At 49.2% G+C, this 14,613-nt stretch carries 18 protein-coding genes; 10 read left to right on the top strand and 8 right to left on the bottom strand.

The genetic code is table 11. The features are described 5' to 3' along the window. The first annotated feature begins 48 nt into the window (after positions 1–48). Both yiaB and yiaA read left to right on the top strand, forming a co-directional pair. A complete protein-coding gene (gene yiaB / locus WES_RS20040) occupies positions 49–390 on the top strand; it encodes an inner membrane protein YiaB (RefSeq protein WP_016160042.1) in 342 nt (113 codons plus the stop codon). Positions 391–435: 45 nt separating this feature from the next. Next, positions 436–873, top strand: coding sequence for an inner membrane protein YiaA (gene yiaA, locus WES_RS20035; protein ID WP_010349690.1), 438 nt, complete (start codon positions 436–438; stop codon positions 871–873). Between the two features lie 41 nt (positions 874–914). On the opposite strand, the gene WES_RS20030 is transcribed toward yiaA, so the two are convergent. Beyond that, positions 915–1,910: an acyltransferase gene (locus WES_RS20030; RefSeq protein WP_016160041.1), complete on the bottom strand. Its 996-nt coding sequence runs from the start codon at positions 1,908–1,910 to the stop codon at positions 915–917. A gap of 174 nt (positions 1,911–2,084) precedes the next feature. Between WES_RS20030 and WES_RS20025 the strand changes: the two genes are divergently transcribed. The 4 genes from WES_RS20025 (at position 2,085) to hokA (ending at position 5,945) form a co-directional block, all read left to right on the top strand. Then, complete coding sequence (locus tag WES_RS20025) at positions 2,085–2,384, top strand: YsaB family lipoprotein (RefSeq protein WP_000980219.1); 300 nt, start codon at positions 2,085–2,087, stop codon at positions 2,382–2,384. A gap of 94 nt (positions 2,385–2,478) precedes the next feature. Next, positions 2,479–3,390 carry a glycine--tRNA ligase subunit alpha gene (glyQ, locus tag WES_RS20020; RefSeq protein WP_001168544.1) on the top strand — a complete coding sequence of 304 codons (912 nt, stop codon included), beginning with the start codon at positions 2,479–2,481 and terminating at the stop codon, positions 3,388–3,390. Positions 3,391–3,399: 9 nt separating this feature from the next. After that, positions 3,400–5,469: a glycine--tRNA ligase subunit beta gene (gene glyS / locus WES_RS20015; protein ID WP_016160040.1), complete on the top strand. Its 2,070-nt coding sequence runs from the start codon at positions 3,400–3,402 to the stop codon at positions 5,467–5,469. 323 nt (positions 5,470–5,792) lie between these two features. Next, on the top strand, positions 5,793–5,945 hold the full coding sequence (gene hokA / locus WES_RS0120775; protein ID WP_001135738.1) for a type I toxin-antitoxin system toxin HokA: 153 nt from the start codon (positions 5,793–5,795) through the stop codon (positions 5,943–5,945). Here hokA and WES_RS24315 read toward each other — a convergent pair. Continuing rightward, positions 5,922–5,993: a hypothetical protein gene (locus WES_RS24315; protein ID WP_219906482.1), complete on the bottom strand. Its 72-nt coding sequence runs from the start codon at positions 5,991–5,993 to the stop codon at positions 5,922–5,924. The genes hokA and WES_RS24315 overlap by 24 nt on opposite strands. Before the next feature lie 112 nt (positions 5,994–6,105). Between WES_RS24315 and yidD the strand changes: the two genes are divergently transcribed. Further along, positions 6,106–6,498 (top strand): membrane protein insertion efficiency factor YidD, encoded by a 393-nt coding sequence (yidD, locus tag WES_RS0120780; RefSeq protein WP_016160038.1) that lies wholly within the window; start codon positions 6,106–6,108, stop codon positions 6,496–6,498. A gap of 53 nt (positions 6,499–6,551) precedes the next feature. On the opposite strand, the gene cspA is transcribed toward yidD, so the two are convergent. Continuing rightward, complete coding sequence (cspA, locus tag WES_RS20010; RefSeq protein WP_000014594.1) at positions 6,552–6,764, bottom strand: transcription antiterminator/RNA stability regulator CspE; 213 nt, start codon at positions 6,762–6,764, stop codon at positions 6,552–6,554. Positions 6,765–7,044: 280 nt separating this feature from the next. Further along, a complete protein-coding gene (locus WES_RS20005) occupies positions 7,045–7,335 on the bottom strand; it encodes an HTH-type transcriptional regulator (protein WP_010344962.1) in 291 nt (96 codons plus the stop codon). A 431-nt stretch (positions 7,336–7,766) separates the two neighbouring features. On the opposite strand from WES_RS20005, the gene WES_RS20000 reads away from it, so the two are divergent. Continuing rightward, positions 7,767–8,477 (top strand): DUF3053 domain-containing protein, encoded by a 711-nt coding sequence (locus tag WES_RS20000; protein WP_016160037.1) that lies wholly within the window; start codon positions 7,767–7,769, stop codon positions 8,475–8,477. A gap of 49 nt (positions 8,478–8,526) precedes the next feature. On the opposite strand, the gene ghrB is transcribed toward WES_RS20000, so the two are convergent. Together ghrB and WES_RS19990 are read right to left on the bottom strand one after the other, a co-directional pair. Continuing rightward, positions 8,527–9,501: a glyoxylate/hydroxypyruvate reductase GhrB gene (gene ghrB, locus WES_RS19995; RefSeq protein ID WP_016160036.1), complete on the bottom strand. Its 975-nt coding sequence runs from the start codon at positions 9,499–9,501 to the stop codon at positions 8,527–8,529. Between the two features lie 103 nt (positions 9,502–9,604). Continuing rightward, positions 9,605–10,264 (bottom strand): OmpA family lipoprotein, encoded by a 660-nt coding sequence (locus tag WES_RS19990; RefSeq protein WP_000747625.1) that lies wholly within the window; start codon positions 10,262–10,264, stop codon positions 9,605–9,607. A gap of 152 nt (positions 10,265–10,416) precedes the next feature. Here WES_RS19990 and bisC point away from each other — a divergent pair, with 152 nt between their 5' ends. Next, positions 10,417–12,750 carry a biotin sulfoxide reductase gene (gene bisC / locus WES_RS19985; RefSeq protein WP_016160035.1) on the top strand — a complete coding sequence of 778 codons (2,334 nt, stop codon included), beginning with the start codon at positions 10,417–10,419 and terminating at the stop codon, positions 12,748–12,750. Here bisC and WES_RS19980 read toward each other — a convergent pair. Both WES_RS19980 and tag read right to left on the bottom strand, forming a co-directional pair. After that, on the bottom strand, positions 12,719–13,159 hold the full coding sequence (locus WES_RS19980) for an N-acetyltransferase (protein WP_000617463.1): 441 nt from the start codon (positions 13,157–13,159) through the stop codon (positions 12,719–12,721). The genes bisC and WES_RS19980 overlap by 32 nt on opposite strands. Continuing rightward, positions 13,156–13,719: a DNA-3-methyladenine glycosylase I gene (gene tag, locus WES_RS19975; protein WP_016160034.1), complete on the bottom strand. Its 564-nt coding sequence runs from the start codon at positions 13,717–13,719 to the stop codon at positions 13,156–13,158. The genes WES_RS19980 and tag overlap by 4 nt, the downstream gene beginning before the upstream one ends. Positions 13,720–13,876: 157 nt before the next feature. Here tag and WES_RS19970 point away from each other — a divergent pair, with 157 nt between their 5' ends. Beyond that, positions 13,877–14,575, top strand: a complete 699-nt coding sequence (locus WES_RS19970) for an autotransporter outer membrane beta-barrel domain-containing protein (protein WP_016160033.1) — start codon at positions 13,877–13,879, stop codon at positions 14,573–14,575. Positions 14,576–14,613 lie beyond the last annotated feature (38 nt).

Genomic DNA, 14,613 nt, shown 5'->3' on the forward strand with positions numbered 1-14,613 from the left:
CTTTCGTTGGTTACTCGTAATGTATCACCGGTAGATACGGAGATCGTTATGAAAACCTCAAAGACTGTGGCAAAACTATTATTTGTGGTCGGGGCGCTGGTTTATCTGATTGGATTATGGATCTCATGTCCATTGTTAAGTGGCAAAGGCTATTTTCTTGGCGTGTTAATGACGGGGACTTTTGGCAACTATGCCTATCTGCGCGCAGAGAAACTCGGGCAACTGGATGATTTCTTTATTCGCATTTGCCAGTTAGTTGCGTTAATGACTATCGGCCTTTTGTTTATCGGCGTTTTAAACGCACCCATTAACGCTTATGAAATGGTGATCTACCCGATTGCCTTTTTTGTTTGCTTGTTTGGTCAAATGCGCTTGTTTCGCTCGGCATGATCGCCATAAAGCTCTTAATAGTTCAGGAATGAAAGGAAATCTGTGATGGAAAACAAAATATCAACCTATTCTCCGGCATTCAGTATTGTGTCATGGGTAGCTCTTGCTGGTGGTATCGTTACCTATCTGTTGGGGCTATGGAATGCAGAGATGCAGTTAAATGAAAAGGGATATTATTTTGCCGTATTGGTGTTAGGGCTGTTTTCGGCAGCTTCCTATCAAAAGACCGTTCGGGATAAGTATGAAGGTATTCCTACCACATCTATTTATTATATGACCTGCCTGGTGGTATTTATCATCTCTGTCGCGTTATTGATGGTAGGTCTGTGGAATGCAACGTTATTACTCAGTGAAAAAGGCTTTTATGGTCTGGCCTTCTTTTTAAGCTTGTTTGGTGCAGTAGCGGTGCAGAAAAATATCCGTGATGCCGGAATCAACGCCCCAAAAGAAACGATGGCTGCGCAGGAAGAATATAGCGAATAATCCAGGTAAACCCGGTCAGCCCAGTGTGACCGGGTTTTTACTTAACTCACTAATCTGTTTTTATCGATTCGTTGCACCAGCACAGAAAGTAACAAGCTTGCTGCCAGCGTCGCGCAAAAGATCCAAATAATATCCAGTATTGGCCAGCTTTTAAGCTCAATACCACTGGTGCGCAGCGCATGGATAATCAACGCGTGGAACCCGTATATACCCAGAGAATGACGGGATATCAGTCCAAGCCCGCTAACAGTACGCGTATCCAGTGTATTTTTTACCAGAGTCAGTAACGCAATTGCGCAGATAAAAACCATCGGCCCACAGTAAAGATACCAGGTATCGGCAAAATTTCCGCGCCACCGTAATTCATATAATGTCCCACGAGAGATAATAAATACCCCGGCTATAAACAGTGCGGCGCTCATCCACGACAGTGGCTTATGTTGCGTGTCCATCATCCCAATGGCGCGGCCCAACATGCCATACAGGATGTAGTAAAAGGTATCGCCATTGATATATAAGTTAATTGGTAGCCATTCAAAACCGTCGATCTTCTGTGGCACTGTGTTTGGGTTGGCGATGATGCCAATCACCACCATTAGCACCAACAACATTTTACCGCCGACGTGCTTTACCTGAATCAGCGGCGAAACCAGATAAATCACCGCAATCGCGAAGAAAAACCATAAGTGATAAAACACCGGCTTTTGCAGAAGATTTTTCAGCGATAACTCCACATTGATGGAAGTAAACAGTGCAATGTAGAGCAGTGCGACAGTGCTATAAAACAGCAGGCATAAGCCGATACGTAAGAAATGACGCAGCTGGGCGCTACGTTCGCCAAAAAAGAGATAGCCGGAAATCATGAAAAATAGCGGTACGCTGACACGAGAGGCAGAATTTAGAATATTCGCGATATCCCAAGTGATGGGTTTAACACTATGGGCATTGGTCACATACCAGGTAGTGGTGTGAATCATCACCACCATTAAACACGCTATCCCTCGCAGGTTATCAATCCAGTAAATTTTGGGCTGCATCTGTGTCTCTGTATCTGGTTAAAAAAAGTCTGACCGATAAATCATTCGGTTGGCGCACTGGAATAATCTGAGTTTTATCACTACAGCTTATAGAGGCTTGAGGAAATTCGTAAGATATTAGCCACTATACCGATATAAATAATAAGACTCACCTGCAAACCAGACGGTAATTTAATGATGATGAACTATTTCTTTCCGGCAATGGTGCTTATGGTGTTAGTGGGATGCTCGACACCGCCACCCGTACAGAAAGCACAACGGGTAAAAGTTGATCCTCTGCGTTCGTTGAATATGGAAGCCTTGTGCAAGGATCAGGCAGCAAAACGTTATAACACCGGCGAGCAAAAAATCGACGTCACCGCATTTGAACAGTTCCAGGGGAGTTACGAAATGCGCGGCTATACCTTTCGGAAAGAGCACTTTGTCTGTTCTTTTGACGCAGATGGCCATTTTTTGCATCTTTCCATGCGTTAAGCCCTGCTTTTTCCCGTTTCGTACTGTATATCTTCCATCCAGCGGGTATACTGATCCCTTCCTTTAAATCCACACGTATCCAGCACGAAATAATATGCAAAAGTTTGATACCAGGACCTTCCAGGGCTTGATCCTGACCTTACAGGATTACTGGGCTCGCCAGGGCTGCACCATTGTTCAACCATTGGACATGGAAGTCGGCGCGGGAACCTCTCACCCAATGACCTGTCTGCGCGCGCTGGGGCCAGAACCGATGGCGGCTGCTTATGTCCAGCCTTCTCGTCGCCCGACCGATGGTCGCTACGGCGAAAACCCCAACCGCTTACAGCATTACTATCAGTTCCAGGTGGTGATTAAGCCATCGCCGGACAATATCCAGGAGCTGTACCTCGGTTCTCTGAAAGAGCTGGGCATGGATCCGACTATCCACGATATTCGTTTCGTGGAAGATAACTGGGAAAACCCGACGCTGGGTGCTTGGGGTCTGGGCTGGGAAGTGTGGCTGAACGGCATGGAAGTGACTCAGTTCACTTACTTCCAGCAGGTTGGTGGTCTGGAGTGTAAACCGGTTACCGGCGAGATCACCTATGGTCTGGAACGTCTGGCGATGTACATTCAGGGCGTAGACAGCGTTTACGACCTGGTCTGGAGCGACGGCCCGCTGGGTAAAACCACTTATGGCGACGTGTTCCATCAGAACGAAGTGGAGCAGTCCACTTATAACTTCGAATACGCGGACGTGGACTTCCTGTTCACCTGCTTCGAGCAGTACGAGAAAGAAGCGCAGCAGCTACTGGCACTGGAAAATCCGCTGCCGCTGCCTGCCTACGAGCGTATTCTGAAAGCCGCCCACAGCTTCAACCTGCTGGATGCGCGTAAAGCTATCTCCGTCACCGAGCGTCAGCGTTATATTTTGCGCATTCGCACCCTGACCAAAGCAGTGGCAGAAGCATACTACGCTTCCCGTGAAGCCCTCGGCTTCCCGATGTGCAACAAAGATAAGTAAGAGGCGGCTATGTCTGAGAAAACTTTTCTGGTGGAAATCGGCACTGAAGAGCTGCCACCAAAAGCACTGCGCAGCCTGGCTGAGTCCTTTGCTGCGAACTTTACTGCGGAGCTGGATAACGCTGGCCTCGCTCATGGCACCGTTCAATGGTTTGCTGCTCCGCGTCGTCTGGCGCTGAAAGTAGCTAACCTGGCGGAAGTGCAACCGGATCGTGAAATCGAAAAACGCGGCCCGGCGATTGCCCAGGCTTTCGACGCCGAAGGCAAACCGAGTAAAGCAGCAGAAGGCTGGGCGCGTGGCTGCGGGATCTCCGTTGACCAGGCCGAGCGTCTGACTACTGACAAAGGTGAATGGTTGCTGTATCGCGCTCACGTGAAGGGCGAAAGCACCGAGGTGCTTGTACCGAACATGGTAGCCACTTCGCTGGCGAAACTACCGATCCCGAAACTGATGCGCTGGGGCGCGTCTGACGTGCACTTTGTGCGTCCGGTGCACACCGTAACTTTGCTGCTGGGCGATAAAGTCATTCCGGCAACTATTCTGGGTATTCAGTCCGATCGCGTAATTCGCGGACATCGCTTTATGGGTGAGCCGGAAATTACCATCGACAATGCCGATCAGTATCCGGAAATTCTGCGTGAGCGCGGTAAAGTCATTGCCGATTACGAAGAGCGTAAAGCGAAGATTAAAGCCGATGCTGAAGAAGCGGCGCGTAAGATTGGTGGTAATGCTGACTTAAGCGAAAGCCTGCTGGAAGAAGTGGCTTCGCTGGTTGAATGGCCGGTTGTTCTGACCGCGAAATTCGAAGAAAAATTCCTCGCTGTACCGTCTGAAGCACTGGTTTATACCATGAAAGGTGACCAGAAATACTTCCCGGTGTATGCGAATGACGGCAAACTGCTGCCGAACTTTATCTTCGTTGCCAACATTGAGTCGAAAGATCCGCAGCAGATCATTTCCGGTAACGAGAAAGTCGTTCGTCCGCGTCTGGCGGATGCCGAGTTCTTCTTCAACACCGACCGTAAAAAACGTCTGGAAGATAACCTGCCGCGCCTGCAAACCGTACTGTTCCAGCAACAGTTGGGGACACTGCGCGATAAAACTGACCGCATTCAGGCTCTGGCTGGCTGGATCGCTGAACAGATTGGCGCTGACGTTAACCACGCAACTCGTGCGGGGCTGCTGTCCAAGTGTGACCTGATGACCAACATGGTCTTTGAGTTCACCGACACCCAGGGCGTTATGGGTATGCACTACGCGCGTCATGATGGTGAAGCGGAAGATGTCGCGGTGGCGCTGAACGAGCAGTATCAACCGCGCTTTGCTGGTGATTCCCTGCCGTCTAACCCGGTAGCCTGTGCGCTAGCGATTGCTGACAAGATGGATACCCTGGCGGGCATCTTCGGTATTGGTCAGCATCCAAAAGGTGATAAAGACCCGTTTGCACTGCGTCGTGCGGCGCTGGGCGTGCTGCGTATTATCGTTGAGAAGAACCTCAATCTTGATCTGCAAACGCTGACCGAAGAAGCGGTGCGCTTGTACGGTGATAAGCTGACTAACGCCAATGTGGTTGATGACGTTATCGACTTTATGCTCGGTCGCTTCCGCGCCTGGTATCAGGACGAAGGTTACACCGTCGACACCATCCAGGCGGTACTGGCGCGTCGTCCGACTCGTCCGGCTGATTTCGATGCGCGTATGAAAGCAGTATCGCACTTCCGTACCCTGGAAGCAGCGGCAGCACTGGCGGCGGCGAACAAGCGTGTATCTAACATTCTGGCGAAATCAGACGAAGTGCTGAGCGATCGCGTGAATGCCTCCACCCTGAAAGAGCCGGAAGAAATTAAACTGGCGATGCAGGTGGTCGTATTGCGCGACAAGCTGGAGCCGTACTTCGCTGAAGGTCGTTACCAGGATGCGTTGGTCGAGCTGGCTGAGCTGCGTGAACCGGTTGATGCCTTCTTCGATAAAGTAATGGTTATGGTTGATGATAAAGATCTGCGTATCAACCGCCTGACCATGCTGGAAAAACTGCGCGAATTATTCCTGCGCGTTGCGGATATTTCTTTACTGCAGTAATAACTCCTTTATTAAAAAGTCTGCCAGATGGCAGACTTTTTTTATCACTAAATAATACAGCTACCTGTAATAATCTTCTGCTGAATAAAAATCATCTCATATATTAATTTTATGTGATTTTTTTAGGATTAAATCAAGGAGAGGAAAAGAACTTATTAAGCTAGAATAGCTACGGGTGCTTGAGACTGTTTGTCTCAGGTATTCGCCGAAAGGCAGACAGAGAAAAGCCCCACCTGACTATAAATCAAAGTGAGGCTACCTCTATGCGTCAACAACATAAGGTTAGCCTCTTACTCGTTGGAAATCAACACAGGAGGCTGGGAATGCCGCAGAAATATAGATTGCTTTCTTTAATAGTGATTTGTTTCACGCTTTTATTTTTCACCTGGATGATAAGAGATTCACTGTGTGAATTGCATATTAAACAGGGGAGTTATGAGCTGGCGGCATTTTTAGCCTGCAATTTGAAAGAGTAAGAGTCTTCGGCGGGAAATTATTCCCGCCTTTCTTACGGCGTTGCGCATTCTCATTGCACCCAAATTTATCTGTTTAATGAATGTTATTTAAAATAAAAGCGAATGGATTTGGCTATTAGATCAGTTTTTACATCGGGAACAGGAATGGCTCGGAGCATTCATGAATAAGCTGCTTTTACTATTGATAATGTTTTATCAACGACATCTTTCTCCTCGTAAAGGATATCGCTGTGCTTACAGTGTGTTGTACCAGACGCAGGGATGTTCTGGTGCCGTCAAAAATATTATTCAACAGAAAGGTGTTCTTGCTGGGTGGAGCGAGATACGTCAGCGTTTTGCAGATTGCCGACTTGCAGCACAGACAATCAGGCAGAAACAACGCCTGGGTGAGAGTATACGTAAAAAGAAGAATAATGATTGTGATTGTACCGGCTGTGATGGTGCGGTCTGTCGTGATTGCCACATGCCGGACTTTTGTCCGAATATTCCTGTGCCAGATCTGGATTGCTCCTGCGACTGCTCTTCTCTACATTTAAAGCGTTTTTTCAAATAAAAAAATCCCCGCCAATTGGCAGGGATCTTAGATTCTGTGCTTTTAAGCAGAGATTACAGGCTGGTTACGTTACCAGCTGCCGGGCCTTTAGCGCCGCTTTCGATGGTGAAGGACACTTTCTGACCTTCGTCCAGAGATTTGTAACCATCGTTCTGGATAGCAGAGAAGTGTACGAACACGTCTTTAGAGCCATCGTCAGGAGTGATGAAGCCGAAGCCTTTGTCAGCGTTGAACCATTTTACGATACCAGTCATTTTACCGGACATAGTGTATTACCTTTAATAATTAAGTGTGCCTTTCGGCGATATGGCGTGCTTTACAGATTTTGAAGCGTTAAAGGAATGTGCACTACGAGGGGTATCAACGATAACTCTTGAAGGGACTTGCCTTACTACACTGCTTTAATGGTCTGTACGTCAAACCGTTGATGTGCATTAAGCCACGCATTGAATGGTGATGCAACAATTATTTTCCATATTTATGATTAATTGGTCGGAAAACGGTCCTGTCATCAGGACCGTAAACATCAATACAGTGGATAAAAGTCTATTCCATCAACTGTTTACTTAATGCTGGGTTGGCCTGGATCAGGCGCATCAATTTTAGTTCGGCACTGGAAGGCTTTACGCGTCTGGACTCCCATTCTTTCACCATGGCTACTGATACGCCCAAAACCCGGGCGAAATCATCAATTTTTAACCCTGTCCCTTTACGTAATTGCTCAATTTCGGTACAAGGCGTTGTTCTGTGCGTCAGGGTAATCTTTTGCGTTTCATCTTTAAAAACAATTTGTTCCAGGCTACTCAACAGCTCATGCATTGGATCTTTATATTCCATTGAAAACTCCTCAAATCACACTGCGGGATCGTGAATTTCATCGAAGCTCATTAAGAATAGTCGGGAAAAGCAGACACAGCGGGGAGAAACCCGTGAGTGATTTAAGTATGATTCGATTCAGCTGCTAAGTTGCCGTGACTTATAGTCGCCTAACAATATGATTAATGCCGATATATTCCGTTGCGTCCTGGGATTGTAAAGATTCCGAAAATTTGGCTACCAAGAGAAGGGAGGGGCTGGCCACAAAAACGCAATAGTAATGCCTGTTTTTAACAATAAAACAACAAATTAACTCTTCTTCATTTTCTACATCATTTTCCCAGGAAGATTATGCATAAAGGGTATCCTGTAAGCCTGTCCTGGACTATCCTTGTCAGCGTCAGACACGCGTGTGTCGTTGTGCGCTTTTTTTGGGTGAAAGGAGTAAGAAAATGGCGACAGGAAAGTCCTGCTCTCGCTGGTTTGCGCCTCTTGCGGCGTTATTAATGGTAGTTAGCCTGAGTGGGTGTTTTGATAAAGAAGGCGATCAGCGTAAAGCGTTTATCGACTTCCTGCAGAATACAGTGATGCGTAGCGGTGAACGTCTACCAACCCTGACTGCCGATCAGAAAAAACAGTTTGGTCCTTTTGTCTCTGATTACGCGATCCTGTATGGCTATTCCCAACAGGTTAATCAGGCGATGGATTCCGGTCTGCGTCCGGTTGTAGACAGCGTTAACGCGATTCGCGTACCACAGGATTATGTCACGCAAAGTGGTCCACTGCGTGAAATGAACGGATCTCTGGGCGTACTGGCGCAACAATTGCAAAATGCGAAGTTGCAGGCCGATGCCGCACACTCTGCGCTAAAACAGACCGATGACCTGAAACCGGTCTTTGATCAGGCATTCACTAAAGTAGTGACGACCCCAGCGGATGCGTTGCAACCGCTGATTCCGGCGGCTCAAACGTTTACGCAGCAACTGGTGATGGTGGGGGACTACATCGCTCAACAAGGTACTCAGGTGAGCTTTGTCGCGAATGGCATCCAGTTCCCGACTTCACAGCAGGCGAGTGAATATAACCAACTGATTGCGCCATTACCGGCACAGCATCAGGCGTTTAATCAGGCCTGGACTACGGCAGTTACTGCAACCCAATAAAGAGTAAAAGCCCGAGCGATTATCGGGCTTTACTCCACGCAGTCGCGGCTTAGTCCGCGACGTGCGGATTCACACAGTTCTTCTCAACCTTCCCCTGCAACGCATTAATCAAATTATCCACGGCACAGGCAGCCATGCCATAACGCGTCTCATGAGTGGCTGAACCAATATGCGGTACTGCAACGACATTTGCCATTGAGAGCAACGGCGAATCTACTGGCAATGGCTCTTGTTCGAAGACATCCAGACCAGCGGCGTGAATTTCCCCTTTCTGCAACGCTGCAATCAGCGCATTTTCGTCAACTACCGGCCCACGCCCTGCATTAATGAAAATAGCGGAGGATTTCATTTTGGCGAATTGTTCCGCGCCAAACAGGTGATGAGTTTCTTCAGTTAGCGGCAGGATCAGGCAAACGAAATCTGATTCTTGTAACAGCGTATCCAGATCGCAGTAGCGGGCGTTAAAGCGTTCTTCTGCTTCTTTATGGTGGCGGCGAGCGTTATAGAGAATTGGCATGTTGAAGCCAAAATGCGCGCGCTGTGCCAGCGCCATGCCGATCCGTCCCATCCCGACAATGCCCAGTGTTTTATGGTGAACATCAATGCCGTACCAGTCCGGGCCGATATTGGCGGTCCATTCGCCTGCTTTTACGCGTTCTGCTACCTCCACAACCCGGCGAGCGGTAGATAACACCAGCGCCATCAGCGTATCGGCGACGGTTTCCGTTAATACGGTTGGCGTATGCATTAGCAGGATTTTTCGGGCGTTAAGCGCGTCGACATTGAAATTGTCATAGCCGACGGAGATAGTTGATGTGGCACGCAGTTTTGGCATCTTTTCCAGCAATGCGGCATCAACATTCTCGTTTGAACCCAGTAAACCTTCAGCTTCGGCAAAAATCGCCGCGTTTTGTTCGATGGTTTGTGGATTGAGGTCTGCTACCTGGTGAACGGTGAAATGCTCTTGCAGGCGTTGCAGTAGATCATCAGGTAAGGCTTTGTAGAGGATAACGGACGGCTTCATTCTTCTCTCCATTCACTGATAAGGCAATCACCTTAGCCTGAAATATGATGAAGGAAAACTGAAGAATGCCAGGTGATTTCTGCATCACCCGGCATGAAAGGGATTAGAGCGGGCTTAAAGTGATTTCTACACGGCGGTTTTGCGCCTTACCTTCTGCGGTGCTGTTGCTGGCGATCGGATTAGCCGGGCCAAGACCCTGAGTACGGATGCGGCTGGCGTCCACGCCCTGGGTGATCAACGCGCTGGCAACGGAATCCGCACGCTGCTGGGAGAGACGCATGTTCAGGTCGTGACCACCCGTGCTGTCGGTGTAACCAATCACGTTAACCGCTGTTTTCGGATACTCTTTCAGCACCATTGCCACGCCAGTCAGCGTGTTAGCACCAGCCGGTTTCAGAGTTGCGCTGCTGCTGTCAAAGGTCACATTGTTCGGCATGTTAAGGATAATGTTGTCCCCGCTGCGGGTTACGCTAACGCCGGTGCCGCGCATTTTGTCACGCAGCTTCGCTTCCTGCACATCCATGTAATAACCAACGCCGCCGCCCAGTGCCGCGCCAGCGGCTGCGCCAATAAGCGCACCTTTACCGCGATCTTTCTTCGAAGAAGAGAGTGCGCCAATACCCGCGCCAACGAGAGAGCCCAGACCTGCACCGATAGCAGATTTACCTGCTTCACGTTCGCCGGTGTAAGGGTTAGTTGTACAGCCAGATACCGCCAGAGCGCCGCTCACGACGGCAGCAATAAGATAAACACGTTTCTTCATTGTTAATCCTTAATAACCTTTTTATTCTTGTTCACGGGTGCCGTGGCGGGAGATTATGCCGTGTGAACATGAAGATTATTCCTGGGAATACTCGGAAATTTGTAAGTAATATTTAACTGCTCAATACATCTAACCTTTCAGGAGCCTTCGGTTTGGCCAATTCATCCTCACGTTATTCCGTTCTTACTGCCGCCCACTGGGGACCCATGCTGGTTGAAACCGACGGCGAAACCGTGTTTAGCTCGCGTGGCGTGTTAGCAACAGAGCTGGAAAACTCCTTGCAGAGCGCGGTTCGCGACCAGGTTCACAGCAATACGCGGGTGCGATTTCCAATGGTGCGCAAAGGCTTTCTCGCGTCTCCAGAAACCCCGCAAGGCATTCGTGGGCAGGATGAATTTGTTCGCGTGAGTTGGGATGAGGCGCTGGAGCTCATCCACCACCAACATAAACGTATTCGTGATGCTTATGGACCGGCGTCGATTTTTGCTGGTTCCTACGGCTGGCGTTCAAACGGTGTATTGCATAAAGCGTCAACTTTATTACAACGCTATATGGCGCTGGCAGGTGGTTATACCGGGCATTTGGGGGATTATTCGACCGGCGCGGCACAGGCGATCATGCCGTATGTCGTGGGGGGTAGCGAAGTCTATCAGCAGCAGACCAGCTGGCCGCTGGTGCTGCAACATAGCGATGTGGTGGTGCTGTGGAGTGCTAACCCTCTAAATACGCTGAAAATTGCGTGGAATGCGTCTGATGAGCAGGGACTTTCTTATTTTTCCGCATTGCGTGATAGCGGGAAAAAGCTGATCTGCATTGATCCAATGCGATCGGAAACCGTCGATTTCTTTGGCGATAAAATGGAGTGGATAGCGCCACATATGGGCACCGATGTGGCGCTAATGCTGGGGATCGCCCATACGCTGGTGGAAAATGGTTGGCACGACGAGGCGTTTCTGGCGCGTTGCACCACGGGTTATGACATCTTCGCTTCTTATTTGCTGGGTGAGAACGACGGAATAGCGAAAACCGCCGAATGGGCGGCGGAGATTTGCGGCATTTCAGCGGAGAAAATTCGCGAGCTGGCGGCTATTTTCCACCAAAACACTACGATGCTGATGGCAGGATGGGGAATGCAGCGCCAGCAGTTTGGTGAGCAAAAACACTGGATGATCGTCACGCTGGCGGCAATGTTGGGGCAAATCGGCACACCCGGTGGCGGTTTTGGCCTTTCTTACCATTTTGCTAATGGCGGCAATCCGACCCGCCGCGCTGCGGTGCTCTCTTCCATGCAGAGTAGTTTGCCTGGCGGCACCGATGCAGTAGATAAAATCCCCGTTGCCCGTATCGTTGAAGCATTAGAAAACCCCGGTGGCGCATATCAACACAACGGCATGAACCGACATTTTCCGTATATTCGTTTTATCTGGTGGGCGGGTGGTGCCAACTTTACTCATCATCAGGATACTAACCGCTTGATCCGCGCCTGGCAAAAACCAGAGCTGGTGGTGATATCTGAATGCTTCTGGACGGCGGCGGCGAAACACGCCGATATTGTCCTCCCTGCAACCACCTCGTTTGAGCGTAATGATCTCACTATGACCGGAGATTACAGCAATCAGCATCTGGTGCCGATGAAACAAGTGGTGCCACCGCGTGATGAAGCACGTAATGATTTTGATGTTTTTGCTGAATTAAGCGAACGGTGGGAAAAGGGCGGTTATGCGCGATTTACGGAAGGAAAAAGTGAGCTGCAATGGCTGGAAACGTTTTATAACGTCGCCCGGCAGCGTGGGGCAAGTCAGCAGGTACAATTGCCGCCATTTGATGAATTTTGGGAAGCCAACCAATTAATTGAGATGCCGGAAAACTCAGACAGTGAGCGGTTTATTCGCTTCGCTGATTTCTGCCGCGATCCGCAGGCTCATCCGTTAAAAACCGCCAGCGGTAAGATTGAAATATTCTCGCAGCGCATTGCGGATTATGGTTACCGGGATTGTCCGGGACATCCAACGTGGCTGGAGCCGGATGAGTGGCAGGGCAATGCCGAACCGGAACAGTTGCAGGTGCTTTCTGCTCACCCGGCACATCGTCTGCACAGTCAGCTGAATTACAGTTCTCTACGCGAATTGTATGCGGTGGCAAATCGTGAACCTGTCACTATTCACCCAGAGGATGCGCGGGCGCGCGGCATACAAGATGGCGATACAGTTCGGGTGTGGAACTCGCGCGGGCAAATCCTTGCCGGAGCAGTCATTAGCGAAGGTATTAAGCCAGGCGTGATTTGTATTCACGAAGGTGCATGGCCAGATCTGGATTTATCTGCTGGCGGCATTTGTAAAAATGGTGCGGTTAACGTGCTAACTAAAGACCTTCCCAGCTCGCGGCTGGGGAATGGCTGTGCGGGTAACACGGCGCTGGCGTGGCTAGAAAAATATAATGGCCCGAAGCTGTCGCTTACGGCGTTTGATCCGCCTGCCAATCCATAATCCAGGTAGGGAGTTGGGTTTCCTCCTGCCATGCGCAGTCGACAATATGAAACCCCTGCGCATGGTAAAAATCTAGCGCCGGTTGGTTTTTTTGATAAACCTCCAGCAACAAATGGGGATGGCGCTGCTGTACATATTGCATCAGCGCCTTACCGATACCGCGCCTGATGGCCTTCGGTGCAACGAACATTGCTGCCAGAAATCGCCCCTCCATAATGCTGACAAAACCGAGAAATTCACCATCGTCTTCCCACACCCAGTTTTGCGCGTTGGCAAGATATGCATCACGTACCAGCGGAATGCAGTCACGCCAATAGCTTGTTTCTATAAAGGGATGTCCCCAGCTTGTGCTTTCCAGCCATAACTCCAGAATCGCGGGCAGTTCCGAACGTTGCGCTTCCCGAATCATGTTTTGTTCTCCGGATGGCAACAGCAGCTAACCACATGATCATTCACCAGCCCACATGCCTGCATAAAGGAGTAACAAATCGTCGAGCCAACAAACTTAAAGCCGCGTTTTTTCAGAGCCTTGGAGAGCGCGTCGGAGGCGGGCGTTGAAGTAGGGATTTCGCTCAATGTTCTGGCTTGTGTCACTTGTGGCTGGTGGTTTACGAACGACCAGACAAAGTCGGCAAACGGTTCGCCGTTTTGCTCCATTTGCAGGTAAGCGCGCGCATTGCCGATAATGGCCTGGATTTTTCCACGATGGCGAATAATCCCGGCATCCTGTACCAGTCTTTCGATATCGTCTTCCTCCATTGCCGCAACCTTGACGGGATCAAACTGATGAAAACAAGCGCGATAATTTTCACGTTTTTTGAGGACGGTAATCCAGGATAACCCAGCCTGTTGTCCTTCAAGGCAGATCATTTCGAACAGTTTTTTACTGTCGGTTTCAGGCACGCCCCACTCATTATCGTGGTAGGCAATATAAAGTGGATCCTGACTCACCCAGCCGCAACGTTCCATACTTTCCCTCGTTATATACCCGGTCGTAAAAATTTCACCTGCTTTTCTTGACGCATCGGTGAAAAAGTCAATATTTAATACAGGGCTAATATGCCCGATATCCTTCATACAATGACAATAATATCGCCGAATTCGGCTCTTTCCTGGAGTCGTGTTAATGATCATAAAAAAATGCGGTGGCCACTGGACGTTAAGTTTGCTGGCGAGCGTTGTAACCAGTTCTCTTTTTCTCAACACAGCTTATGCCTGGCAACAAGAATATATCGTTGATACGCAGCCTGGGCATACTACGGAGCGTTATACCTGGGATAGCGATCACCAACCTGATTACAATGATATTTTGTCGCAACGTATTCAAAGTAGCCAAAGGGCGCTGGGACTGGAAGTCAATCTGGCGGAGGATACGCCTGTGGATGTGACCAGCAGTATGAGTATGGGCTGGAATTTCCCTTTATATGAACATGTTACAACAGGCCCAGTCGCCGCATTGCATTATGATGGTACGACTAATTCGATGTATAACGAGTTTGGCGACAGCACTGCAACGTTGACCGATCCGTTATGGCATGCCAGCGTCAGCACATTAGGCTGGCGTGTTGATTCCCGGCTTGGTGATTTTCGTCCCTGGGCGCAAATCAGCTATAACCAGCAATTTGGCGAGAATATCTGGAAGGCTCAATCAGGCCTGAGCCGCATGACGGCGACAAATCAGAACGGCAACTGGCTTGATGTGACGGTGGGAGCCGATATGTTGCTTAACCCACATATTGCCGCTTATGCCGCGTTATCTCAGGCAGAAAACAGCAACAATAATAATGATTATTTGTATAGCATGGGCGTTAGCGCCAGATTTTAACTTGTCATTTACAATTCAAGGCCGCGTATAACAATCAT

Origin of the sequence: Escherichia sp. KTE31, assembly GCF_000407925.1 — a bacterium.
Taxonomy (GTDB): Bacteria; Pseudomonadota; Gammaproteobacteria; order Enterobacterales; family Enterobacteriaceae; genus Escherichia; species Escherichia ruysiae.

Excerpts from the sequence above, each read along its gene's own strand:
- WES_RS20025 (WP_000980219.1), top strand. The coding sequence starts at position 2,085 with ATGATGATGAACTATTTCTTTCCGGCAATGGTGCTTATGGTGTTAGTG.
- glyQ (WP_001168544.1), top strand. The coding sequence starts at position 2,479 with ATGCAAAAGTTTGATACCAGGACCTTCCAGGGCTTGATCCTGACCTTA.
- ghrB (WP_016160036.1), bottom strand. The coding sequence starts at position 9,501 with ATGAAGCCGTCCGTTATCCTCTACAAAGCCTTACCTGATGATCTACTG.
- WES_RS20030 (WP_016160041.1), bottom strand. The coding sequence starts at position 1,910 with ATGCAGCCCAAAATTTACTGGATTGATAACCTGCGAGGGATAGCGTGT.
- cspA (WP_000014594.1), bottom strand. The coding sequence starts at position 6,764 with ATGTCCGGTAAAATGACTGGTATCGTAAAATGGTTCAACGCTGACAAA.
- WES_RS19980 (WP_000617463.1), bottom strand. The coding sequence starts at position 13,159 with ATGATTCGGGAAGCGCAACGTTCGGAACTGCCCGCGATTCTGGAGTTA.
- WES_RS20000 (WP_016160037.1), top strand. The coding sequence starts at position 7,767 with ATGGCGACAGGAAAGTCCTGCTCTCGCTGGTTTGCGCCTCTTGCGGCG.
- tag (WP_016160034.1), bottom strand. The coding sequence starts at position 13,719 with ATGGAACGTTGCGGCTGGGTGAGTCAGGATCCACTTTATATTGCCTAC.
- yidD (WP_016160038.1), top strand. The coding sequence starts at position 6,106 with ATGAATAAGCTGCTTTTACTATTGATAATGTTTTATCAACGACATCTT.
- WES_RS19970 (WP_016160033.1), top strand. The coding sequence starts at position 13,877 with ATGATCATAAAAAAATGCGGTGGCCACTGGACGTTAAGTTTGCTGGCG.
- hokA (WP_001135738.1), top strand. The coding sequence starts at position 5,793 with ATGCCGCAGAAATATAGATTGCTTTCTTTAATAGTGATTTGTTTCACG.
- yiaB (WP_016160042.1), top strand. The coding sequence starts at position 49 with ATGAAAACCTCAAAGACTGTGGCAAAACTATTATTTGTGGTCGGGGCG.
- WES_RS20005 (WP_010344962.1), bottom strand. The coding sequence starts at position 7,335 with ATGGAATATAAAGATCCAATGCATGAGCTGTTGAGTAGCCTGGAACAA.
- yiaA (WP_010349690.1), top strand. The coding sequence starts at position 436 with ATGGAAAACAAAATATCAACCTATTCTCCGGCATTCAGTATTGTGTCA.
- glyS (WP_016160040.1), top strand. The coding sequence starts at position 3,400 with ATGTCTGAGAAAACTTTTCTGGTGGAAATCGGCACTGAAGAGCTGCCA.
- WES_RS19990 (WP_000747625.1), bottom strand. The coding sequence starts at position 10,264 with ATGAAGAAACGTGTTTATCTTATTGCTGCCGTCGTGAGCGGCGCTCTG.